The organism is Bacillus sp. 275, from assembly GCF_001999205.1.
GTDB classification, from domain to species: Bacteria; Bacillota; Bacilli; order Bacillales; family Bacillaceae; genus Bacillus; species Bacillus velezensis.
In genome coordinates, this window is record NZ_CP019626.1 from 2,075,588 (window position 1) to 2,098,809 (window position 23,222).

Below are 23,222 nucleotides of genomic sequence, written 5' to 3' on the forward strand. Positions count from 1 at the left end.
ACCTCATGAATCGTAGTATACATATTTGCATTTTACCACAGTCCGGGCGCTGGTTAGAAATGAAGAGGGACGTCTAAGAATGAATCGAACCGAGATGCTTCATCTCAATATGCTGAAAGTCAGCGGAGCCGCCTTCAGAAAAGAGCGTGATTCCCTGATCTTCGTGTTTTGGGAACACTTCATTTGTCAAAACGGTTTTTCCGTCGTCTGCAAATACTTCAATACTTGTTTTATCCACGAGAATTTTCAGATGGACGCGCCCTTTGTTTCCGTCAAATGGGGCTTTGCTTTCGGCGTATGCACCGGTTTTATCAGGCTGGTCTGTAAACGATCTGTTCACATAGGCGTAGCCGTCTTCTGCTGAAATACCGACATCAATATGCCGGCTTTGGTCTGCTGATTCTCTGAGTCTGACGCCTGCATTTTTGATATCTGACCAAGCGATATCCATATCAAGCTGATATGTGTCACCTTTGATCGGCAGTGTCTCTGAACCGTTCACCTGTTTGTGTTCTATGCTGTCAGTTGAAGAGGTTAATTGGTTCAATGCTTCAACCGGCTCTGACACTAGGCTGTATGTGCCGCCTTCCTGCTGCTGAAGGCGGATTTCACGGACGATAGAATCCGTACCGTTAAAGCCGTTTTTTAGTGTCGGTGTTTCATTCGGATAATCCCAATTGTTCATCCATGCCAGCGCATAGCGTTTTGTCAGCGGATCTTCGCTATTACCGTCCTCAAATGTGACGCCGCCGTACCAGTCAAAGCCGTAATCGAGCCATTGCGGTTCTTCTTGATCGGCGGTAAATTCCTTCCCGTCAAAGTTTCCGGTCCAATACGCGTACGTATTCGGTTTGCCTGCGGGTTTGCCGTTTGCGCTTGCGCCCAGAACCCACTTGGCTGTTCCGTCATCTGCACGCATCATATAAAGGTCGGGGCATTCGATGAGGCCGATCTGCTGAGTGATAAAACCGCCCGTGTATGTCCAATTTTTTAAATCAGGTGATTCATAAAAACCGATTTTTTCGCCTTCGGCCATGGCCATCACCCATTTGTCATCCTGTTCATCCCAGATCACTTTCGGGTCCCGGAAATCCTTAGTTCCCGGGTTTTTCATAACGGGCTGATCACTATAGGAAGTAAACGTTTTTCCTTTATCCGTGCTGTACCATAAATATTGTTCCTGGGCTTTTGTTTTGGCTGTCGGTTGCGTCGTGACGGCGACCAGCGCGTTTTTGCCGAAGCCCGCGGTGTTGTGTTTATCAATGACGACAGAACCGGACCATATATCGCCGTTTTCGTTGGTGTATTTCGGAATAGCCGTGCCTTCGTCCGTCCAGTGCACCAAGTCCTCTGATACGGCGTGCCGCCATTCTGTGCCGTTGCCGTTCGGGTAATCCCGATTATAAAGATAGTAGTAATGATATTTCCCCTCGAAAAAAATGGGCTTTTGAGGGTCGTTTTTCCATTTGTCCGGGGTCGTAAAATGATACGCCGCCCGGTAATCTTTCTTATGCTCCGTGTTTGTGTCAGAGGAATTGTGGTTTTTGTTCGGCAGTAAGCCGACAAACAGGAACGCACCCAAAAAGATCAATATTACAACGGGCCATTTTCGTGCCATGATTGAATTCACCATCTTGTTGAGAAATAAAAGAAAATGCCAATGAAGTATCGGCATTTTCTTTTTGTTGTTATTAGTTGTTAACCGTAAGCTGTCCTTGTTCAAGGATGCTGTTTTTAACAACGGATGTTTTCTTGCCTTTGATGTTCATTAAGAAGCTTGGCGCAAATGTTGCCTTTTTATCCTCAAAGAAGCCTCTGTTTGTCATGTAGCTTGTGATCACGACATTGTTGCCTTTGGCTTGCGGCACTGCGAAGTGAGAGTAAGTGAACGTTACATCGTTAGGATCAAGACCCATTTGCAGTACAAGACCAGTTTTGTTCAGCGGCTTGTAAGGACCTGTTAAAGAGTTTGATACATAACCAAGCATGTAAATATCGTTGGAGTTAATACCGTCGATCGTCATTTTTGAACCGCGTGAATCAGTGAACAGATACCATTTGCCGTTCATTTTGAAAACATTCGCGCGCTCGATTTCATCAGTTACCGTGTTTGAAGTGATCAGCGGCTTCATGACTTTTTTCAATGTGTAGTCATTGTTTAATTCTACGATACCGAGGGCGCCGTTCGCTAATTCAGCATCGCGTTTTTTAGCACTTTGCTGAAGCTTCTGACTTTCTTTACGGAAGAAGTTTGTGCTGCCGCCGTAGTACGCTTTGTTAAATAAAGATTCTTCGCCTTGGTATCCGTTATCTGTTCCAGTGTTGGCTTCGAATACAAGGTATTTATGGCCTTTGTCTTCAACGTAGTGAGGGTCTCTCAGCGTATGGTTGTCGCCGGATGTATAGTTCCCTTCATCGATAAACTGCTGAACGTTTTGATATGTTTTTCCGTCACCGTCAAAAATCGTTTTATGATCTTCCACTCCGTTGATCTTGAGCGTGTCATCAGATTTTGACACATTTACCTGCGCCGTTGTCAGGCTTTGTTTGCCGTAATGTTTACCGGAAAAGTCAGTGTAGAATAAACGGATTTTTCCGTCAGATGTAAAGGTTGCAGAACCGGACCATTCTTGTGTCTGTTCTTTCAGGATTTCATCGTTGGCGTCGAACTTATCGCTGTCTTTAAAGACACGGCCCGCGTTTTTCCAGCTGTCGATCGAGTTGTCGCCGACTTTTTGATAAAACATGTAGATGGATGTGTCATCAGCGTCTTTCGGGCTTCCGGCAAGAGCAAACACGACGTGATAGCCGTTGTATTCAGCTACTGTTCCGTCAGCGTTTTGGAGCGGCCAGCTGTCCCACACATCCAGTCCTTTTGCGGACTCGATATTTTTAATTGTTGATTGGTCGAATTGAGGCACTTGGTATTTTTCACTTTGCTGCTGTTTAGGGATCTGCAGCATATCATGGCGTGTGATGTGAGAGACGCCGTACGTTTCTTTGTAAGGTTTTTGGGTATTTTCTTTCGCGAAGGCTTGAGTCGCTCCCCCTGCCAGAAGTGCAGTCGTAAAAGTTAGAACTGTGGCTTGTTTTGCAAATTTTTTGATGTTCATGTTCATGTCTCCTTTTGTATGTACCTTTTTTTGCGATCTGCCGATTCGATCCTCCTGCATTCATGGATGGCAGGTTTGTTACAGAAAAAAAGACCTAAAATATGTATGGGGTGACGCCAAAGAATACACTTTGCCCTTAACACATTTTAGGTCTTGCCTGCTTTATCAGTAACAATCCTGCATGATTTACTTGTCGACATCATTCTATTAGACTCTGATTCTATTGACAACTGGTCTATTTTCCTCTTTTGGATGATAGTAAAATGAAAAAAGGCCTTTTAATATATGGGTAATTGAGACTAATGGGTGCTCTGGGCCTAGGAAAAAACCTCTCTAAAAAAGAGAGATTATTTTTGCTTGATAGATAATAAAGCGATGGTAGCTAAAATCAGCAAAGTACCCAGCCATTCTGATATTCCGAAGGGAACATGCAGCCAGATCACAGCTAAAAAAGCTGCCGACAGCGGCTCTGCACAGGCGAGCAGGCTGGTTTCAGAGGCACTCAGATATTTCAGGCTTTCCAAGTAGCAATAAAAAGCGATGAGCGTTCCGAAAATGATGATAAACACGATCGCGGCATATGCAGGAAAGGACCACTCGCCTTCAAATGTCCAGGGCGGGCGGATCAAGCTGAGGGCGGCTCCGCCGATCAGCATGCCCCATCCGACAATAATGGCCGATCCCCATTTCTTCAGCAGACGATGCGGCTGAAGGGTGTAAAACGCCAGTGCAAACGCCGAACTGATGCCCCAAAAGACGGCCAGACCGGATATGGACAGGCTTCCGACATTCCCGTGCGTGACCAAAATGAATGTGCCGGCAACCGCCAATAAGACGGCGAGCAGCTCTTTTGCTGAAGGAATTCTCTTTGCGCGAATCGCTAAAAAGCATGTAATGATCGCCGGCCCTAAATACTGAAGAACGGTAGCAGCGGCCGCGTTGCCGTACTCAATTGCCGCGAAGTAGGTGTATTGAACGCCTAACATTCCGAAAATCCCGAATAAAAGAAGGGGAATTCTGTCCCGTCTGTCTTTCCAAACAGCCCATATCCGTCCTTTTTCTTTGCGGTACGCGATGCCGAGCAGAAGCGCCCCTGACACCAGAAGGCGCACTGAAGTCAGCCATTCTGTATTAAAATGGCGGTGCTGGAACAGATACTGGGCAACCGTTCCCGAGACCCCCCATAAGATAGCTCCTGTCAGCACAAGCCAAATGCCTGTTGTTCGTGAATAAGAAAGAGCAGCGTGTTTTTCCAGGATAGACACCCCCGATTCTGACGTTGTGATAGTAACTAACAATAATTAGGAAATGAACGTCCTCCATGTGATATATTATATATTGTATATTAAATTCCGTCAAAATGATTTTCGGAGGAAAGCGCTTACGAAACGGCCGTCTGATGAATGAGCAATAAAAAAACACCCCGGCTGGTTTCCGGGGTGTGTTGGTTATTCTGCAATCGCGTCTGTTAAAACAGGAACGACTTGTTTCTTTCTGGATACGACGCCTTTTAAAAGAGCCGTGTTGTTTTCTAAAGTCACGTTGAATGCTTTTTCCACTTTTGACGCTTGATCACCGATGGCAAGCGCAAGGGAATCGTTTTCCAGAATATCCGTAATCACGAGAAGGAACAGGTCAAGGTTCTTCTCAGCAATTACTTTTGAAAGAGCCGCTTCTAATTCCGGCTGCCGCTTTTTAACATCTTCAATATCAACTGTGTTGACTTGGGCGATTTCGACTTTTTTGCTGCCGAGCGTGAACTCTTTCGCATCAAGAGAAATCAGTTCTTCCACAGTTTTTTTGCTTAAGTCGGCGCCCGCTTTCAGCATGTTTAAGCCGTACTCTTCCGCATCTACGCCGGCAATTTCAGCAAGCTCTTTTGCCGCTGCGATATCTTGCTCCGTGCAAGTCGGAGATTTAAATAACAGAGAGTCGGAAATGATTGCTGACAGCATGAGGCCCGCAATTTCTTTCTCGATTTTCACGTTATTTTCTTTGTACATTTTGTTTAAGATCGTAGCCGTACAGCCGACCGGCTCAGCACGGTAGTAAAGAGGTTCCGCTGTTTCGAAGTTGGCGATACGGTGGTGGTCGATAACTTCAAGAACCTGAACGTCTTCGATATCCTTGATGCTTTGCTGGCGTTCATTGTGGTCAACAAGGATGACGCCGTTTACTTCGTTTGCGGCTGTTTCCACCAAACGCGGGCTTTCCTGCTTAAAATAATCAAGCGCGTATTGTGTTTCGCCGTTGACTTGTCCGAGGCGGACGGGCTCAGCATTGAAGCCGAGTTTATTTTTTAGATCAGCGTAGGCAATGGCAGAGCAAATGGTATCTGTGTCTGGGTTTTGATGTCCGAAAATAAGAATTTTTTCCATAATAACTCCTTGTCCTTTTTTGTAGTGTAAACAATCTTTTTATAGTTTAACACGTCTTGAGGAGGGTGTAATCTTCAAAACCTTAAAAATTGATGTGAAAAAGAAGCATTTTTGTTGAGAGGTGGGGAGGGTTGCGAGTAAAATACTGGGTAAGTCAGATGCTAATCAGCATATAGTATCAAAAAAGGTACTATGGAGGATGAAAAATGAACATATATCCGAATAAAGAAGGTTGTCCGGTTGAACTGACGCTTTCCGTTATCGGCGGAAAGTGGAAGGGTATTTTGTTTTATCATATGATCGGCGGAAAAAAGCGGTTTAATGAGTTTCGGCGCATTTGCCCCAGCATTACGCAGCGTATGCTGACGCTTCAGCTTCGCGAGCTTGAGGCGGACGGCATCGTGCATCGCGAGGTATATCAGCAGGTGCCTCCAAAGGTGGAGTATTCTCTTACCGAATTCGGCAGGTCGCTGGAACCGATCGTTTTGCAAATGAAGAAATGGGGAGATGCCAACCGGGAGTTTCTCGAGGCATACCGGGAAAAAACGTCTCCTCAAGATCAGTCCGCTCAAAAATAAGAAGCAGCAAAGGATTAAATTCCTTGCTGCTTTTTTTTATTTCATCGCGATGGCTTTTCTGGCATTGCGTACATCATTTTTCAGCAATTCGCTCAGGTTGTAAGCCGGATATTGACCCCGTTCTTCCATATACTCAAAGACCATTTGGTGCCACTTGATGGCCGCGTTTAAGTGCTTGACGAAGACGTGTCTTAATTGAGGTGTGGCCGTCTCTGTAATGGCTCCGGCATAATTGCGGACAGATGTTTTGGCCAGAATGAGCAGGCCGCCGCTGTAAAAGGAGGAATCAGCGCGCTCTTCTGTTTCATCCTCACGAAAAGCGGGAGCTTCAGGGAAGAAAGGAAGCAGTTCACGCAGATTTTGTTCCAGCGAATGGATGGAAAATCTGTAGAGCTGTTTTAATCTGGCATCGCTTACGTCCCGCTCTGTTCTTTTTAATTTCACAAGTCCGTTTGCCTGGAAAGCTACTAACTCATGCAGTTCTAACGTTTCATGCCATGCTAATGTTCTCCGCTCAGTCATGGTGTAAGAATCTCCTTTATCCTTCATTTTCACTTTCAGCATATGCCCCGGTCCCGATGTTGTTCCTGATGTTTTGAAGTTTCCAGAAAGGGAAACTCAATGTAAAGGAAATACGAAATAGAGGTGAAACTATATGTGGGACATGATAAAGAACTTCTTCCTTTTCAGCAGCGGGGTTTTGCAGGCGACCACTCTCTTACTTATCGTTATCGTCTTGTTATATGTACGAAAAACCAAAAAGAAAAACAGAGATACTTCTGGTTTCATGGATGATCAGGATCACTGATACAACGGGCATTCTTTCACTGGGATGTCCGTTTGTCTGTTTTCATGTTTCACATGGAACATTGCGGCTGTCCGCGCTCATTTTACTTGCGATTTCGACTTATGTTAAAATATATACGTGTATTTTGGAGAGTTTATGGAAAATTCAGGTCTTGAAAGAGACATTGCGGCGTCAAAAGAGCAGTCGTCTAAGCTGCTCTTTTCTATTCGTATGTTCGAATGATACAAGGTTTGAGGTGAGTAAGTGAAAAATACAAGGGCTCTAATAGAAGGCGCCATTTTGATCAGTATTTTTGCAATCATTTCCCTTTTGGTCGTGTACCTCCCTTTACTGGGGGCAATTCTTCTCTTTGCTTTGCCGCTGCCGATCATTCTTTACACCATTCGGCACGGTCTGAAGCCCGGGGTATGGATGGGGCTTGCCAGCCTTCCTGTCAGCTTTATTGTAGGTTCGTTTACCGGGCTTACAGGCGCTTTTACGGCGGCCTGTACGGGAATCGCCATGGGATTTTATTTTAAAAAGAAACAGCCCGGCTATGCGGTTGCTGCCGGCGCTATGGCGTATGTGCTGTGCGGCGTCGTTTTTTTTGTGGTCAGCATCGTGTTTCTTAATATGAATGTGGTTGATACCACCATGTCCCAGCTTCGGGAGTCGCTGTCTGTGGCTGATACCATGTCAAAACAGCTCGGTTACGGAGACCAGTTCGGGAAGCAGATCAAGCTGATGGAAAGTCAGCTGAGCACGGTTCAATATCTTTTTCCGACAGTGCTCGTATTGACCGGCATCGTTTTTTCTTTCCTCAGTTATGCTATGGCAAGGCCGCTTTTACGGCGATTTTCCCCTGATCTTCCGAAGATGAAGCCTTTTAGAGAGCTCAAACTCCCGCAAAGCGTTGTCATTCTGTATTTTATTGTGACGATATTAGGGTTTCTCCCTTTAGAAAAAGGGCATATGCTGTATTCGGTTTCATTGAATGGGGGATTTATTCTCAGCTTGCTGATTTGTATTCAAGGATTAGCGTTTATTTTTTTCTATTGCCGCGAAATGGAGATGCCGAAAGCCGTTCCTGTATTAGCAATTGTGCTGGGGGTGCTTTTTCCGCTCATCTTGTCCGTGTATCTCCTCTTAGGCATCATTGACATAGGCTTTAACATAAGAAATAAGGTGACGCGAAATTGAGTGTGACTTACAGGTGGGGAGTTGATAGAAATGCCTAGTTTTTATGAAAAACCGTTGTTTCGGTATCCCATCTATGCATTGATTGCATTGTCAATCATCATAATTCTCATCAGCATTTACTTTAACTGGCTGATAGGAGCCATTGGCGTTGTGCTGCTCGCCGTGATCTTGTTTTTCATTAAGCGTGCGGATTCTCTGATCAGAAAAGAAATTGACGATTATATCTCCACGTTATCGTATAGATTGAAAAAAGTAGGCGAAGAGGCATTAATGGAAATGCCTATCGGAATTATGCTGTTTAATGATCAATATTACATTGAGTGGGCGAATCCGTTTTTGTCTTCCTGTTTTAATGAAAGCACGCTCGTCGGACGCTCGCTGTATGACACATGCGAGGCCGTTGTGCCGCTGATCAAGCAGGAGGTCGATTCGGAAACGATCACCTTGAATGAGCGGAAGTTTAAAGTAGTGATTAAAAGAGATGAGCGCCTGCTTTATTTCTTTGATGTGACAGAACAGATTCAGATTGAAAAGCAGTACGAAAATGAGAGAACCGTGCTGGCATATATCTTCTTAGATAACTATGATGACGTCACACAGGGGCTGGATGACCAAACGAGAAGCACGATGAACAGCCAGGTCACCTCATTATTAAATGCGTGGGCGCAGGAGTACGGCATTTTCCTGAAACGGACGTCCTCGGAGCGGTTTATCGCGGTGTTAAATGAACACATTTTAACGGAGCTTGAAAACGCGAAATTTTCGATTTTGGATGAAATCCGAGAAAAAACATCCGTTCACACTGTATCTTTGACCCTCAGCATCGGGATCGGCGCATCGGTTTCTTCCTTGAAGGAGCTTGGAGATCTGGCGCAGTCCAGCCTCGATTTGGCTCTCGGCCGCGGAGGCGACCAAGTGGCGATCAAAATGCCGAACGGCAAGGTGAAATTTTACGGCGGCAAAACGAATCCGATGGAGAAGCGCACAAGGGTGCGCGCCCGGGTGATTTCTCACGCGCTCAAGGAAATTGTCTCAGAAAGCAGCAATGTCATTATCATGGGGCACAAATTTCCTGATATGGACGCAGTCGGAGCCGCAATCGGAATATTGAAGGTGGCGCAGGCCAACGGCAAAGAAGGCTACATCGTCATTGATCCGAACCAGATCGGATCAAGTGTTCAGCGTCTGATTGAAGAAATTAAGAAATATGAAGAGCTGTGGTCGCGGTTCATCACGCCGGAAGAGGCGATGGAAATTTCAAATGACGACACGCTGCTTGTCGTCGTTGATACACATAAACCATCCCTTGTGATGGAAGAGCGTCTCGTGAACAAAATCGAGCACATCGTTGTGATTGACCACCACCGCAGAGGCGAGGAATTTATTAAAGACCCGCTGCTCGTTTATATGGAGCCATATGCTTCATCCACCGCAGAACTCGTGACGGAGCTGCTTGAATACCAGCCGAAGCGGCTCAAAATCAATATGATTGAAGCGACGGCCCTGTTAGCTGGTATAATAGTGGATACGAAGAGCTTTTCCCTTCGCACGGGCTCGCGGACGTTCGACGCCGCTTCTTATTTGAGAGCGAAAGGCGCAGATACGGTTCTGGTGCAGAAAGTTCTCAAAGAATCGGTCGGTTCTTATATCAAGCGGGCGAAGCTGATCCAGCATACGTCTCTTTATAAAGAACATATCGCGATTGCTTCTCTTCCTGAGAACGAAGAGGAGTACTTTGACCAGGTGCTGATTGCGCAGGCGGCTGATTCCCTCTTATCGATGAGTGAAGTGGAAGCTTCATTTGCGGTAGCCAGACGGGATGAGCATACGGTGTGCATCAGTGCGAGATCGCTGGGCGAGGTCAATGTGCAGATTATTATGGAGGCGCTGGATGGCGGAGGGCATTTAACCAATGCGGCAACCCAGTTATCGGGCATTTCTGTCTCAGAAGCGCTCGTCCGGCTGAAGGAAGCCATTGATGAATATTTTGAGGGAGGCGTTCAGAGATGAAGGTTATTTTCTTACAAGATGTAAAAGGTAAAGGAAAAAAAGGCGAAATGAAAAACGTAGCAGACGGTTATGCACATAACTTTCTCATTAAAAAAGGCCTCGCTGTCGAAGCAAATGCGACGAACATCAGCGCATTGAAAGGACAGAAAGAAAAAGAGAAAAAAGAAGCGATTGCCGAGCTTGAAAGAGCGAAAGATTTGAAAGAAACGCTTGAACAGCTGACTGTTGAGCTGAGTGCCAAATCCGGTGAAGGCGGCCGTCTATTCGGATCTGTCACAAGCAAACAAATTGCAGAAGCGCTGCAAAAAACGCATAAGATTAAAGTGGATAAACGGAAACTGGAGCTCCAAGACGGTATCCGCACACTGGGATATACAAACGTTCCTGTAAAGCTGCACCCTGAAGTTCAGGCTGTGCTGAAGGTTCACGTAAAAGAAGAAGCGTAATACACAATGAAAAACCCGCCGATCCGGCGGGTTTTTTTTCATGTCAGCAGACCGCGCAGCGCAAGAAAATGATGAGATTGTTTCATTTCCGATCGTTACCAGATTGCATATTATATTACATCATAACGAAGGATGTGTCGGTATGAAACGATTTTTTTCTGAAACATATTTTAATAATCCGGAGAATAAAAAGGCGCTGGAGCACTATCCGCTGATCGGAGACGGAAAAGACGGGGAAGTCTACCGCTTAACACACAACAAATGCGTAAAATACTTCTTTGAAAAAGGGACATGCAAGAAGGAATTGGCGGCTTTAAAGACCGGACAAGGTTCCCCGGTGATTCCAAGACTGTATGAATACGGAGATCATTATATTGTGATGGAATACATCCAAGGCACCTCTCTTGCCCGCCATATCAGAAAAGAAAAATCCCTGTCCGTCAAACTGACTGCTGATATTTTAAATATGCTGGATGAATTAAAAAGAATCGGTTTTACCAGATGGGATGCCGAAATCAGGCACATTCTGATCAATGAACACGGAAGTCTTAAAGTCATCGACCATAAAAGAGCTTTTTCCACCATTACCCGGTTTCCCGTAAAACTATTAAAAGGACTGGACAAATACGGCTTGGCGGATGAGTTTTTGAACACTATAAAAAAATTAAATCCGTCACGTTACCTGGAATGGCAGCCGCACATGTAAGTTTCTGAAAATCCGCATATGTAAGTTTCCTTTTTTTAGGGTCGTCATATGATATTTGTAACATTTGTTTGGTGGAGTGTGGAAAAAATGGCAGAATACATTATGGTTATCGGCGCTCATCCCGATGATGAACTATTGGGAGCAGCGGGCACCATAAAACGGCTGATCAATGAAGGATATAAAGTGGTTTCCATTATTACGGCATTAGGAAGAAAAGAAGAAGCTCATCATATTAAACAATTAGGCGAACGCGCGAATCAAGAGCTTGGAATTGAGAAAGTCATCTTTTTGGAGCATACGAATTTAGAGCTGGAATGTATCCCTCTTCATAAGCTTGTCAAAGAATTAGAGCAGCTCATTCGCGTCTATCAGCCTGAAAAAATCTTTACACATCATTACGGCGATATCAATATGGATCACCAGAGAACATTCCAAGCAGTTTTAACAGCCGCCAGACCGCTTCCGAATCAAAAACCTATCGAACTGCTTACGTTCGAAACGCTATCTTCAAGCGAGTGGGAGAGGAATACGGCTGATAAACTCTTCAAGCCTAATTACTTCGTTAACATCACAGACACAATGGATGCCAAACTCGCGGCGCTTCACCACTATGACGTAGAAATGAGGGATTACCCTCATCCCCGTTCATATGAAGGCGTAAAACATTTAGGAAGAGTCAGGGGGATGACGGCGGGTGTGGAATACGCCGAAGCTTTTGAAGTCGTGCGGAGGATCTGGAAATGATCAAGACATTTTCCGTCCCCTATCCGTATATGGTCCAGACGCTTGACCGCTACTACGGGGTCAAAACGCGCCCGCGAAAAAAGGCGGCAGTAAAGACACAGTTGAAACATGAACATCATATTCCGCGGTTATACAGGAAAAAAAAGAAGTTATCCATTTTGATTGCCACGTTTTGGGACTACCCGCACACGGGCGGTTTATCAAACTATATTAAAACGCTTAGTGAAGGACTGAAAAAAAGAGGTCATAAGGTCGATGTCATATCCCCTAATCTGTTTCCGTCCGCACAGGTAAAAGAACTGCGGGCGGATGTTGTTCCGAAATTAAAAGATTTCTTTAGTGACAGATACGGGGATTACAGTGATCATATTTTGAAGAATAATCGGCTGATGTTTATATACGAGCAAATGCTTCAAAAGATTCATCTGGAAAAATATGATGTGTTTCATGCTCAAGATTTATTTACAGCCAATATATTAGGCAGATTCAATCAAATCTATAAGAAACCTTTGTTTTTTACACCGCATGGCATGTTTACTTTCAACAGACTTAAATTTCACATCTTTAAAAAAGGATCGGTAGAAGAGTTTTATTATAAAAAACTAGAGATGAAAGCCATTGAATATGCAGATCGCCTGATTATTATCAGCGATACGTTCCGTAGCCCGCTCATGAAGCTCGGAGCCGAACAGAAAGACATGACAACGGTGATCACAGGAATCGATTACGATGCAAAAACAGGCGGGAAAAGAAAAACCCCGGTACCGAAAAATAAGATCATCATCTCGTGTATTGCAAGATTAGGCCCGAGAAAAGGACATAATCATTTGCTTGACGCACTTTCACGAATTCCGTCTGATCTACTTGAACATGTTGAAGTGCTGATCGCGGGCGACGGAGAGATGAGGAGCGCCTTAGAGGAACAGGCTCGAAAACTGAATCTGTCTATGGTCTCCTTTTTAGGAAAAAGAGATGATGTTCCCGCTATTTTGAATATGACGGACATATTCGTACTGCCGACCATTAATGATAGTCTGCCTATTTCGATTATTGAAGCGATGTTCAGCGGCTCGGCTATCATCGCGACCGATTGCGGGGGTATTCCGGATCTGATCCGCCATAACAAAACGGGGCTTATTGTCGAGCCGGGAAATGCAAAGGTTCTTGCCCGGGCTTTAGCGTTTTTTATCTCTAACAAATCTGCGCGGGAGAAGGCTGCTTCAAACGCAAAGGCCTACGCGGAGAAATATTTAAGCAGTGAGACGATGATAAAAAATATCGAATCGATTTATCAAAATACCAACAGCTCGGAGGGAGATCATGAAACATGAACATGCAGCCGTTGTACTTGATTTCAGTGCAAACGGGATTGGGATCATTCGCAGCCTGGCCCGAAGAGGAATCGATGTTTACGCGTTTGACACGGAGGGACCTTATCGTATCGGAAAATCAAGATTGGCAGATTGCGGGATATGTCCCAGCCCTTTAACACAAGAGGAAGAACTGCTGACATTTCTGACTGATTTCGGGAAGCGGTTCCAAGCAAAGCCGGTTCTGTACGCAGGATCTGATGATTATGCGGGATTTATATCTAAATTCCGCGAGACATTAGCCGGTTTTTTTTTATTTTTGCTCCCGAGCCGCTCTCTGTTAGAAACGGTTTTAGATAAAAGCAAAGCATATGAATTAGCGGTCAAGCATCACATCCCCTGCCCGAAAACCTTTTTTCCGAACAACCGGGATGAGCTGGAAGAGGCCATCGCTAATATTGACTTCCCGTGTATTTTAAAACCGGTGGCCGGCCATGAATACAGAAAAAAAGTAAACAAAAAAGCAATTGTAATGAAGGATGCCGCACAATTGCGCAAGGAGTTCAGCTCCTACAGAGAAAATGGAGAACTGCTCGTGCAGGAGATCATCCCCGGAGACAACCAGTGTTTTTATAAAGTCGCCACTTTTTATGATGACCAAATGAAATTAATGGGCCTATTCTCTCTGCAAAAGAACCATCAATTCCCTGCTGATTTTGGCGCGGGGGCCCACGTCGTCAGCAAACGGCTTCCTGATTTAATCGAGAAGACCCTGCCGTTTTTTGAAGCGATTCAGCTGAAGGGAGTAGGCATGGCGGAATTTAAAAAGGATCCCCGGGACAATGTTTACAAGTTTATCGAAATTAATCCGCGCTTTTGGCTCAGCCATAGCCTGACAGAACCGGCAGGCGTTCATTTCGTTTACATGTACTATCTGTATTTGACCGGACAACATGTGAAGCCCCAGCTCGAACAAAAAGACGGAATCAACTGGATTTATGAGGTGCGTTATTTCTTAACATTTTTGAAGAAACGAAAAAGAGGAGAAATGACGTTCCGGGATTTTTGGAAAGGGTGTAAAGGAAAAAAAGAGTACGCTCTTTTTGCTTGGAATGACCCGATGCCATTTATCAGAAGCACTTGGTCTCATCTCAAAAACAGCTGGAAACGGAAGCGGAAGGAAGATCGGCATGTATGAAAAGGAGATTTTGTATGGCGCATTTCAAAAACTGAGAATTGACGAAAAACTGTCGTATTCGTTCGGTGAAAGGGCTGCGTTGAATCCGGATGACATCACATGCCTGAAATCGACGGACAGAAGCGCCATTTATAAACTGTCTGTAAAGAAAAAATCCGGCACTGTTCCGCTGATATTGAAAGTATATAAATCTTCCCGTGAAAAAAATAAGGTCGAGATTAATATATACGGCAAAGCCCGTTCTGTTTTAGGGGATTTGCTGCCGGATATCTATCTTATAGAAGAAAGTGACCATGAAACGTGGATATTTATGGAGTTTGTCAGCCAGATCAGGGGACAGCTTACATTTCACCCGAAGCATTTCAAGTATATTATTCCGTCTGTCGCAGAACTGCACAGCCGCACCTTTGAAAACAAGAATATTTCTGACGGTAAATGGCGGTCGTGGCTGCCGGTATATGGATCGGAAACCATGAGAAAAGGGCGTAAAAAGCAGATCAAAAAGACAGCGGAATTATTGGATAGGGCTCTTAAAGATGAGCGCACAAAAGATATCGTGAAGCCTCATTATTGGCAAATCACAAACTTGCTTGAGCAGGAGGAGCCGGATTTTTTCCCTGAATTGATACAAAACGGCTCAGCCATCACACACGGTGATCTTCATATGCAGAATATCTGCACCCACGATGCGTCCGGACATGAACCGTGGGATATTCAATTCATCGATTGGGAATCCGCAAAATACGCGCCGGTTTGGTTTGATATGACGGTGCTGGTTGAAATTCTGCTTGGCTTCAGAAAAGATTGGAGCCGGCACGCAGAAGATATTCGGACGTATTGCGTAAAAGTGTATACGAAAGAAATGAAAAAGCGGGGCATTCATTTTCAGACCCCTCCTATGACGCTTTACAAAATGGCTTATTTGCAGAGAACACTTGAAAAAGGGCTTCATACCCAATTGCGGAGAATCTTCGACAATCGGGGAGGAGAACTGCTGCCGTATCATGTTGACAAAGTGTCAAAATGGGGACGGGAATTAGGATTATAAGTTTGAGAGAGGGGGAGCGGATGTGAAAGAAGAGATCGGCAAGCCGAACGGTCTGGTGCCTCTAGCCTTATTGCGCGTCATGGATCAATTTTACGGGATCGAACATCAAGGTGAGCCAGAGATGCTGTATTCGTTCTGTGCGGAAGGAAAAAGCTCCCCTAAACGAAAAAAGCCATTGCGTATTCTGTACGCAACTTTTCTCCGTTACCCGAATGTCGGAGGGTTGGCGAGTTATATCACATCAATTAAGACGGGTTTTGAGCGCATCGGTCATCAGGCGGATGTCATCTCGCCGCTCCAAATGCCGCCAACTTTTTTTCAGGAAGATATCCCGCGGGCCGCTGACGAGATCAGAGCGTTTCTTGTTGGCAGATACGGCGCCGCAAACAAAAAGTTTGTGAAGAATCTCAGCTATTTACATGTCTTTCAAAGATTTTTGAAGGAGAAAGACTTAGAACAATATGACCTGTTTCACGCGCAGGATTTATTTGCGGTATTTTTGCTGGGATACCTTAATCAAACGTACCAGCGTCCTCTTTTTTTCACGCCGCACGGACATTTTACGAAAAGCCGGATGAAGTTTCATAAAATCCAAAAGGGTTCAATAGAAGAGGCATATTTCAGTGAAATAGAAAGGCAGGGTATTCGGGCTTCGGATAAAATCATTACAATCAGCGACTCCTTTCACGAGCCCTTGCTGGAGTACGGAGCGAAGGAAGCCCAGCTGAAGACTGTTCATACCGGTATTCACATTCAGGATGCCCCTGAGTCAAAACGTGCTGAAAAGCTCGTGATCGCGTGCGTTTCCCGTCTGACCGAGCGAAAAGGACATGATGTGCTGCTGGACGCTCTCGCCCGCATCCGGCACCATTTATCCGGAGTTGATATATGGATCATCGGAGACGGAAACATGAGAGGGTTTCTGGAAGAGAAGAGACGGAAACTGGGCCTCTCAAATGTGTTTTTCCTCGGAAAACGACGTGATGTGCCGGCGCTTTTGGCTGAATCATCTATATTTGTCCTGCCGACATTGAATGATAATTTCCCTATAGCGATCATCGAAGCGATGTTCTCAGGTCAAGCCATTGTCGCAACTGACTGCGGAGGAATCCCTGAGATGATCCGGCATGAGGCCACAGGGCTTATCTGTCAGCCCGGCAACAGCCGCGAACTTGCTGATGCTCTCGTAATGCTGATTACGGATCAGTCTCTCAGGAAACGGCTTGGAAAAGAAGCGCGCTCCTATGCCGGCCGGCATCTGCGTCAGGAACTGATGGTTTCAAAAATAGAAAGGATTTATCAATCATTTTTCTGAATGATACCGGCGCCGCATGGCAGGTGCTTCAAGAGCAAAATAAAGAGGCCGGCGTTTAACTATCCAGCCTCTTTCCGAACTATTTTTTCATCTCATACAGAGTCTGCTGACTTTGTCCGCCCGGGCCGCCTGTCATTCCTTGCCGGGCTGAGCTTGTTTTTCCGGTGCTGTATCGGTCAGCTGAGATTTTTGTGCCGTTCTTTTTCATCCATGAGACAAGCTTTGTGTTGCCTGAATTGTTTCCGGATAATAAGAAATGTTTCACTTTTCCTTCGTCAACAAGTTTTTTCAGCTGAGAGACGGTTAAAATCGGATCGGTTCCGTTCAAAGAATGTTTTACCAAAATTTTCTTCACAAAAAAAGAGGCGGAAAGCCATCGCTTCCGCCTCCCGCACATATATATGAGAGAGCAGCCTTTATTTGTGATCGTTCTCTTTTTGGACTTCAGCTAATTTGGCAAGCAGAATGTGCTGAGGCATGTGCATGATTCTCTCAAGCGGCATATTCAGTGATTCTGCGAGCTTTTGCGCCGTTTCGGCGGAAATTTGCAGCGGTTTCATGTGATCACTCCTTCCGTTTCTTTATTGTACTAAAATCAGAAATCTAACGTAAGAGGATATGACAAAGGAATGGAGGTTTGAAAAGCGGGGCTTTATAACAGAATGGGGGAGGTTTTTTATGCAATCGCCATTGATGTTATTACAGCTGAAGCTGGCTGATTATCAGAAAAAAGCCGCAGAACTGCGGACAATTGACGAATTTATCATACTGAAACAGACATTGCAGGACATGATGAAAGTATTCGCCGCCTGTGAAGAATGGGAGCTGTATCAAAAAACGGCCGATCTCATGGCGCAGACGGTGCTGCACATCCGTTTCATCGAATAAGAAAAGCCCTCGCTCGGGCGAAGGCTTTTCTTAAAAGGATCGTTCTTCTTCAATGTTTTTATGCTGATCATAAATGACAAGCTTAGACGGGCTGTTCTCTTTAGCCGTCTGCTCCGCTTTCTCGATCGCCGCGTCCTTTGATGTATAAAGAGCCGTCGGCGCCACATTTTCAACCTTCACAAACCATCCGTCCGCATCAACATTGGGTGTTACTGCATATGTTTTCATCCTTCTTACCTCCTGGTTTCGATTTATTTATTTGTTTCCCAGCATTCGGAATGGTGAAACACGCAGCCGCTGTTTGACAAATACAGGGAAAATGATGTTTTTCTATTCTTTTTCTTGAGAAATGGTAAAATGGAGTTTGGATATTTTTTAAGGAGAGGACGGTGCTTAGCATGACAGACCTTCTGAATGATCGGCTGCCGCCGCAAAACATAGAAGCTGAGCAGGCCGTGTTAGGTGCTGTTTTTTTACAGCCGTCTGCGTTAACACTGGCTTCTGAAGTGTTGATTCCGGATGATTTCTACAGAATGTCACATCAAAAAATTTACAATGCCATGCTCGTGCTCGGAGACCGCGGTGAACCGGTTGATTTGGTCACGGTAACGTCAGAGCTTGCGAATACCGATTTGTTAGAAGAGGTGGGAGGCGTCTCTTACCTGACGGACATCGCGAATTCCGTTCCGACAGCGGCTAATATAGAATATTACGCGAAAATCGTTGAGGAAAAATCGATTCTCCGCCGTTTAATCAGAACGGCGACCTCAATCGCTCAAGACGGGTATACGCGCGAGGATGAAGTTGAAGATTTATTAAGCGATGCGGAAAAAACGATTATGGAGGTCGCGCAGCGAAAAAATTCGGGCGCCTTCCAAAATATTAAAGACGTGCTTGTGCAAACATACGACAACATTGAGCAGCTTCACAACCGGAAAGGCGATATTACCGGGATTCCGACTGGTTTTATTGAGCTTGACCGGATGACGGCGGGGTTTCAGCGGAATGATTTGATCATTGTCGCGGCCCGTCCGTCTGTGGGGAAAACGGCATTCGCCTTAAATATTGCGCAAAACGTAGCCACCAAAACGGATGAGAGCGTCGCGATATTCAGTCTTGAGATGGGTGCCGAGCAGCTTGTCATGCGTATGCTCTGCGCTGAAGGGAATATTAACGCCCAAAATCTCAGAACGGGTAATCTGACGGAAGAAGATTGGGGCAAGCTGACGATGGCGATGGGAAGCCTGTCTAACAGCGGTATCTTTATAGATGACACCCCCGGCATCCGCGTCAGCGAAATCCGTTCAAAATGCCGCAGGCTGAAGCAGGAAAACGGATTGGGCATGATTTTAATTGACTACTTGCAGCTCATTCAAGGAAGCGGCCGTTCAAGCGACAACCGCCAGCAAGAGGTATCGGAAATTTCACGGGCGCTAAAAGCGCTGGCGCGGGAGCTTGAAGTCCCGGTCATCGCCCTGTCTCAGCTCTCCCGGGGTGTTGAGCAGCGGCAGGATAAACGTCCGATGATGTCAGATATCCGTGAGTCGGGAAGTATTGAGCAGGATGCCGACATCGTCGCCTTCCTGTATCGTGATGATTACTATGATAAAGAATCCGAAAACAAAAACATCATCGAAATCATTATCGCCAAACAGCGTAACGGCCCGGTGGGCACCGTCTCACTGGCTTTTGTGAAAGAATACAATAAGTTCGTAAACCTGGAAAGGCGCTTTGATGACGGCGGTGTTCCGGCAGGTGCGTAAAGCCTCAAGCAATGTCTTGAGGCTTTTTTTCATCCGAAAGAATGAGAGAATGCCGTCCGTTCGGCAGACGAAAAAAGGAAAGCGCTTTTATATAATGGAATTAAGGGAGGGATGATGATGGCAATTGAATTTCCGCAATTTCAAGCGGCGCAAATCCGGATTGCCCGGCCGACCGGACAGCTTAAGGAAATCATCAGGTTTTATGAAGAGGGCCTCGGGCTGAAGAGGGTCGGCAGTTTTTCCGGACATGAGGGCTACAGCGGCGTCATGTTCGGCCTGCCCCATACGCAATATCACTTAGAATTCACCGAAGAAACCGGCGCGTCTCAGCCGGCGCCCGTTCCGCACGGCGACAGCCTGCTTGTCTTTTACATCCAGGATCAGCAGGAGGTCATTCGCATCAGCACGAAATTAAAGCAGATGGGATATGAGGAGAAAGCACCCGAAAACCCGTACTGGAAAGAAAAAGGCGTGACCATCGAAGATCCTGACGGCTGGCGGGTCGTCCTGATGAATACAAGCGGCATATAAATGACTGTTTGAAGAACCCTGATTACGGGTTCTTTTTCTTATTAAAGCATGAAAGTTTCGGGAGTGATAGATAGCAAATGAAAGAGAAAACGCTTTTAATTATGTTTAAGGCGAACAAATATATATTAATAAGATTTAAACGTTCGGATTTACGATTGACTTTCTGTTTCGGCACTGATACACTTAATTTGTTTGAATGAGATATCGTTTTGAAAGGTTAACGGAGGTGCACGGATATATGTCTTCAGTAGTCGTAGTAGGTACGCAGTGGGGCGATGAAGGAAAAGGTAAAATTACAGATTTCCTATCAGAAAATGCAGAAGTGATCGCACGTTATCAAGGCGGAAACAATGCAGGACATACCATCAAGTTTGATGGCGTCACGTACAAGCTTCATTTAATCCCATCAGGAATTTTTTATAAAGAAAAAGCGTGTGTCATCGGGAACGGAATGGTTGTTGATCCGAAAGCGCTCATAACGGAGCTTGCGTATCTTCATGAACGCAATGTGAGCACGGATAACTTGAGAATCAGCAACAGAGCCCACGTCATTCTTCCATACCATCTGAAACTGGATGAAGTAGAGGAAGAACGCAAAGGGGCCAATAAGATCGGCACAACGAAAAAAGGCATCGGACCTGCTTATATGGACAAAGCGGCGCGGATCGGCATCCGGATCGCAGACCTGTTAGATCGTGACGTGTTTGCAGAAAAGCTTGAACGGAACCTTGAAGAGAAAAACCGTCTGCTTGAAAAAATGTATGAAACGGAAGGCTTCAAAATTGAAGATATTCTGGATGAGTATTATGAATACGGCCAGCAGATTAAAAAGTATGTATGCGATACATCCGTCGTCTTAAATGACGCGCTGGATGAAGGCCGCCGCGTTTTATTTGAAGGCGCTCAAGGGGTTATGCTTGATATTGACCAAGGGACATACCCGTTTGTCACTTCATCCAACCCGGTCGCCGGAGGGGTGACGATCGGTTCAGGCGTAGGCCCGACAAAAATCCAGCACGTCGTCGGTGTATCTAAAGCGTACACAACCCGTGTCGGTGACGGCCCTTTCCCGACTGAGCTGAAAGATGAAATCGGGGATCAAATCCGTGAAGTCGGACGCGAATACGGCACAACGACAGGCCGTCCGCGCCGTGTCGGCTGGTTTGACAGCGTTGTTGTCCGCCACGCCCGCCGCGTCAGCGGAATCACAGATCTTTCTCTGAACTCAATCGATGTGCTGACTGGCATTGAAACATTGAAAATCTGTGTCGCTTACCGCTACAAAGGTGAAGTGATTGAAGAATTCCCGGCAAGTCTGAAAGCTCTCGCAGAGTGTGAACCGGTATATGAAGAAATGCCTGGCTGGACGGAAGATATCACAGGTGCAAAAACATTAAGCGATCTTCCTGAAAATGCGCGCCATTATCTGGAACGCGTGTCTCAGCTGACAGGTATTCCGCTTTCTATTTTCTCTGTCGGTCCCGACCGTTCCCAAACGAACGTCATCCGCAGTGTATACCGCGCTAACTAAGAATTTGCAGCAAACAAGCCTCCGGTCACGGAGGCTTGTTTTTTTATGTAGGAAAAAAATAATAGATTTTTTTCAAAAAAGTAGTTGCCACTTTCGAATGTTCTATGATATTATAAATCTCGTTGTTACGGAACAGCTTCAATAGAGTACTGCAAGAAAGCTTTTGTCTGAATGCTCTATGATACATAATCCGACACATCAGGAGCCATTAGCTCAGTTGGTAGAGCATCTGACTTTTAATCAGAGGGTCGAAGGTTCGAGTCCTTCATGGCTCACCACTTTTTATGGCCCGTTGGTCAAGCGGTTAAGACACCGCCCTTTCACGGCGGTAACACGGGTTCGAATCCCGTACGGGTCATTGATTTACTTTAGCGTTATTGCTAACTCCTTATTTGTCCTCGGAGGGCCGCCACGATACGGCTCTCCGGACAAATTACTGTAAGGTCCGGTAGTTCAGTTGGTTAGAATGCCTGCCTGTCACGCAGGAGGTCGCGGGTTCGAGTCCCGTCCGGACCGCCATTTTACTTTACTTTATAGTATAGAAAAGAAACATCTGGCTCGGTAGCTCAGTTGGTAGAGCAACGGACTGAAAATCCGTGTGTCGGCGGTTCGATTCCGTCCCGAGCCACTTACCCAAACGCATCTGCAATAGTAGGTGCGTTTTTTCTTTTGTTATAAAAAAAGGGAGAGCCGGCTTTTCAGCCGGCCCAGAAGAAGACGTCAAACACTAGACGGCGTTTTTTTTCGTGAGGTTTCAAAAAAATATTATTTTTTAAAAGAAAATAAAAAACATGACAAAAGGATGGCAGTTCAATACGTTTTTGCGCTGTTCTCTTTAATTTTTTTATCTTTTGACCTGAAACCGTTATAATAGACGGGGAACGTTTTTCACGATCCGAATTGTGATCATCATGAAACATCAATAGATGAAATGAAGTCATTCTGGCAGGAGGAAAATCAAGATGATGGATAAGAAAATCCTTGTAGTCGATGATGAAAAACCGATTGCAGATATATTAGAGTTTAACTTAAGAAAAGAAGGCTATGACGTGCATTGTGCGTACGACGGAAACGAAGCCGTGGAAATGGTGGAGGAGCTTCAGCCTGATTTAATTCTTTTAGATATTATGCTTCCGAATAAAGACGGAGTTGAAGTGTGCCGGGAAGTCCGGAAAAAATATGATATGCCGATTATTATGCTGACGGCAAAAGACTCGGAGATTGACAAGGTCATCGGGCTTGAAATCGGAGCGGATGACTATGTCACGAAGCCTTTCAGCACGCGTGAGCTTCTGGCCCGCGTCAAAGCGAACCTGCGCCGCCAGCTTACGGTTGCGCCGGCTGAGGAAGAATCAGCTTCTAATGACATTCATATCGGTTCTCTCGTCATCTTCCCTGACGCTTATGTCGTATCAAAAAGAGAAGAAACGATCGAGCTGACTCATCGTGAGTTTGAATTGCTTCATTACTTAGCCAAACATATCGGACAGGTTATGACGCGTGAGCATCTGCTGCAGACTGTGTGGGGCTATGACTATTTCGGTGATGTGAGAACGGTGGATGTAACAGTGCGCCGTCTCCGTGAGAAAATCGAGGATAATCCGAGCCATCCGAACTGGATCGTCACAAGACGGGGTGTCGGTTATTACTTGAGAAACCCTGAACAGGACTAACCG

23 protein-coding genes, 4 tRNA genes and 1 pseudogene are annotated in these 23,222 nt (G+C 45.5%); 20 read left to right on the top strand and 8 right to left on the bottom strand.

Going from position 1 to position 23,222, the window contains the following annotated elements:
* Positions 1 to 73 precede the first annotated feature (73 nt).
* The 4 genes from BZ167_RS09935 to BZ167_RS09950 all read right to left on the bottom strand — a co-directional run bounded on the left by BZ167_RS09935 (position 74) and on the right by BZ167_RS09950 (position 5,491).
* Positions 74 to 1,618, bottom strand: a complete 1,545-nt coding sequence (locus BZ167_RS09935) for a glycoside hydrolase family 32 protein (RefSeq protein WP_077392043.1) — start codon at positions 1,616 to 1,618, stop codon at positions 74 to 76.
* Positions 1,619 to 1,691: 73 nt separating this feature from the next.
* A complete protein-coding gene (locus BZ167_RS09940; protein WP_015418628.1) occupies positions 1,692 to 3,113 on the bottom strand; it encodes a glycoside hydrolase family 68 protein in 1,422 nt (473 codons plus the stop codon).
* Between the two features lie 347 nt (positions 3,114 to 3,460).
* On the bottom strand, positions 3,461 to 4,378 hold the full coding sequence (locus BZ167_RS09945) for an EamA family transporter (protein WP_279586901.1): 918 nt from the start codon (positions 4,376 to 4,378) through the stop codon (positions 3,461 to 3,463).
* A gap of 183 nt (positions 4,379 to 4,561) precedes the next feature.
* On the bottom strand, positions 4,562 to 5,491 hold the full coding sequence (locus tag BZ167_RS09950; protein ID WP_004393053.1) for a manganese-dependent inorganic pyrophosphatase: 930 nt from the start codon (positions 5,489 to 5,491) through the stop codon (positions 4,562 to 4,564).
* Positions 5,492 to 5,697: 206 nt separating this feature from the next.
* On the opposite strand from BZ167_RS09950, the gene BZ167_RS09955 reads away from it, so the two are divergent.
* On the top strand, positions 5,698 to 6,069 hold the full coding sequence (locus tag BZ167_RS09955; RefSeq protein WP_007615010.1) for a winged helix-turn-helix transcriptional regulator: 372 nt from the start codon (positions 5,698 to 5,700) through the stop codon (positions 6,067 to 6,069).
* A gap of 36 nt (positions 6,070 to 6,105) precedes the next feature.
* Here the strand turns inward: BZ167_RS09955 and BZ167_RS09960 are convergent, their stop codons facing one another.
* Positions 6,106 to 6,591: a spore coat protein gene (locus BZ167_RS09960; RefSeq protein WP_007407913.1), complete on the bottom strand. Its 486-nt coding sequence runs from the start codon at positions 6,589 to 6,591 to the stop codon at positions 6,106 to 6,108.
* Positions 6,592 to 6,724: 133 nt separating this feature from the next.
* Between BZ167_RS09960 and BZ167_RS20135 the strand changes: the two genes are divergently transcribed.
* The 10 genes from BZ167_RS20135 (at position 6,725) to BZ167_RS10005 (ending at position 16,833) form a co-directional block, all read left to right on the top strand.
* On the top strand, positions 6,725 to 6,877 hold the full coding sequence (locus BZ167_RS20135) for a hypothetical protein (RefSeq protein ID WP_004393059.1): 153 nt from the start codon (positions 6,725 to 6,727) through the stop codon (positions 6,875 to 6,877).
* A gap of 243 nt (positions 6,878 to 7,120) precedes the next feature.
* Entirely contained in the window at positions 7,121 to 8,056 is a 936-nt protein-coding gene (locus tag BZ167_RS09965; RefSeq protein ID WP_015418625.1) for a YybS family protein, read from the top strand.
* 30 nt (positions 8,057 to 8,086) lie between these two features.
* Positions 8,087 to 10,066, top strand: a complete 1,980-nt coding sequence (locus BZ167_RS09970; RefSeq protein WP_007407911.1) for a DHH family phosphoesterase — start codon at positions 8,087 to 8,089, stop codon at positions 10,064 to 10,066.
* On the top strand, positions 10,063 to 10,512 hold the full coding sequence (gene rplI / locus BZ167_RS09975; protein WP_004393063.1) for a 50S ribosomal protein L9: 450 nt from the start codon (positions 10,063 to 10,065) through the stop codon (positions 10,510 to 10,512). Before BZ167_RS09970 ends, rplI begins: the two co-directional genes overlap by 4 nt.
* A gap of 142 nt (positions 10,513 to 10,654) precedes the next feature.
* A complete protein-coding gene (locus tag BZ167_RS09980) occupies positions 10,655 to 11,218 on the top strand; it encodes a kinase (protein ID WP_224462931.1) in 564 nt (187 codons plus the stop codon).
* Positions 11,219 to 11,305: 87 nt separating this feature from the next.
* Positions 11,306 to 11,962 carry a PIG-L deacetylase family protein gene (locus tag BZ167_RS09985; protein WP_015418623.1) on the top strand — a complete coding sequence of 219 codons (657 nt, stop codon included), beginning with the start codon at positions 11,306 to 11,308 and terminating at the stop codon, positions 11,960 to 11,962.
* Positions 11,959 to 13,293, top strand: coding sequence for a glycosyltransferase family 4 protein (locus BZ167_RS09990; RefSeq protein ID WP_061861063.1), 1,335 nt, complete (start codon positions 11,959 to 11,961; stop codon positions 13,291 to 13,293). Before BZ167_RS09985 ends, BZ167_RS09990 begins: the two co-directional genes overlap by 4 nt.
* Positions 13,283 to 14,470, top strand: coding sequence for a carboxylate--amine ligase (locus BZ167_RS09995; protein ID WP_061861062.1), 1,188 nt, complete (start codon positions 13,283 to 13,285; stop codon positions 14,468 to 14,470). Before BZ167_RS09990 ends, BZ167_RS09995 begins: the two co-directional genes overlap by 11 nt.
* A complete protein-coding gene (locus tag BZ167_RS10000; protein ID WP_039253176.1) occupies positions 14,463 to 15,518 on the top strand; it encodes a phosphotransferase in 1,056 nt (351 codons plus the stop codon). Before BZ167_RS09995 ends, BZ167_RS10000 begins: the two co-directional genes overlap by 8 nt.
* 22 nt (positions 15,519 to 15,540) lie before the next feature.
* Positions 15,541 to 16,833, top strand: a complete 1,293-nt coding sequence (locus BZ167_RS10005; RefSeq protein ID WP_077392045.1) for a glycosyltransferase family 4 protein — start codon at positions 15,541 to 15,543, stop codon at positions 16,831 to 16,833.
* A gap of 79 nt (positions 16,834 to 16,912) precedes the next feature.
* Here the strand turns inward: BZ167_RS10005 and BZ167_RS10010 are convergent.
* Positions 16,913 to 17,161: pseudogene (locus BZ167_RS10010) on the bottom strand (hypothetical protein); the annotation flags it as partial.
* A gap of 88 nt (positions 17,162 to 17,249) precedes the next feature.
* Positions 17,250 to 17,393: a YycC family protein gene (locus BZ167_RS10015; RefSeq protein ID WP_007407902.1), complete on the bottom strand. Its 144-nt coding sequence runs from the start codon at positions 17,391 to 17,393 to the stop codon at positions 17,250 to 17,252.
* Between the two features lie 118 nt (positions 17,394 to 17,511).
* Between BZ167_RS10015 and BZ167_RS10020 the strand changes: the two genes are divergently transcribed.
* On the top strand, positions 17,512 to 17,721 hold the full coding sequence (locus BZ167_RS10020) for a hypothetical protein (RefSeq protein WP_015418617.1): 210 nt from the start codon (positions 17,512 to 17,514) through the stop codon (positions 17,719 to 17,721).
* A gap of 30 nt (positions 17,722 to 17,751) precedes the next feature.
* On the opposite strand, the gene BZ167_RS10025 is transcribed toward BZ167_RS10020, so the two are convergent.
* Positions 17,752 to 17,949 (bottom strand): DUF2188 domain-containing protein, encoded by a 198-nt coding sequence (locus BZ167_RS10025; protein WP_015418616.1) that lies wholly within the window; start codon positions 17,947 to 17,949, stop codon positions 17,752 to 17,754.
* 170 nt (positions 17,950 to 18,119) lie between these two features.
* Between BZ167_RS10025 and dnaB the strand changes: the two genes are divergently transcribed.
* From dnaB to walR, 8 genes are all read left to right on the top strand, one after another.
* Positions 18,120 to 19,484 carry a replicative DNA helicase gene (gene dnaB / locus BZ167_RS10035; protein ID WP_004393100.1) on the top strand — a complete coding sequence of 455 codons (1,365 nt, stop codon included), beginning with the start codon at positions 18,120 to 18,122 and terminating at the stop codon, positions 19,482 to 19,484.
* 117 nt (positions 19,485 to 19,601) lie between these two features.
* Positions 19,602 to 20,015: a VOC family protein gene (locus BZ167_RS10040; protein WP_033574283.1), complete on the top strand. Its 414-nt coding sequence runs from the start codon at positions 19,602 to 19,604 to the stop codon at positions 20,013 to 20,015.
* A gap of 238 nt (positions 20,016 to 20,253) precedes the next feature.
* The gene (gene purA / locus BZ167_RS10045) at positions 20,254 to 21,546 is read left to right on the top strand and encodes an adenylosuccinate synthase (RefSeq protein ID WP_012118894.1); all 1,293 of its coding nucleotides are present in this window, start codon (positions 20,254 to 20,256) and stop codon (positions 21,544 to 21,546) included.
* A 202-nt stretch (positions 21,547 to 21,748) separates the two neighbouring features.
* A tRNA-Lys gene (locus BZ167_RS10050) sits at positions 21,749 to 21,824 on the top strand.
* An 8-nt stretch (positions 21,825 to 21,832) separates the two neighbouring features.
* Positions 21,833 to 21,904 (top strand) — tRNA-Glu (locus tag BZ167_RS10055).
* 84 nt (positions 21,905 to 21,988) lie between these two features.
* Positions 21,989 to 22,065, top strand: a tRNA-Asp gene (locus BZ167_RS10060).
* Between the two features lie 36 nt (positions 22,066 to 22,101).
* Positions 22,102 to 22,174, top strand: a tRNA-Phe gene (locus BZ167_RS10065).
* Between the two features lie 337 nt (positions 22,175 to 22,511).
* Positions 22,512 to 23,219, top strand: coding sequence for a cell wall metabolism DNA-binding response regulator WalR (gene walR / locus BZ167_RS10075; RefSeq protein WP_004393104.1), 708 nt, complete (start codon positions 22,512 to 22,514; stop codon positions 23,217 to 23,219).
* Positions 23,220 to 23,222 lie beyond the last annotated feature (3 nt).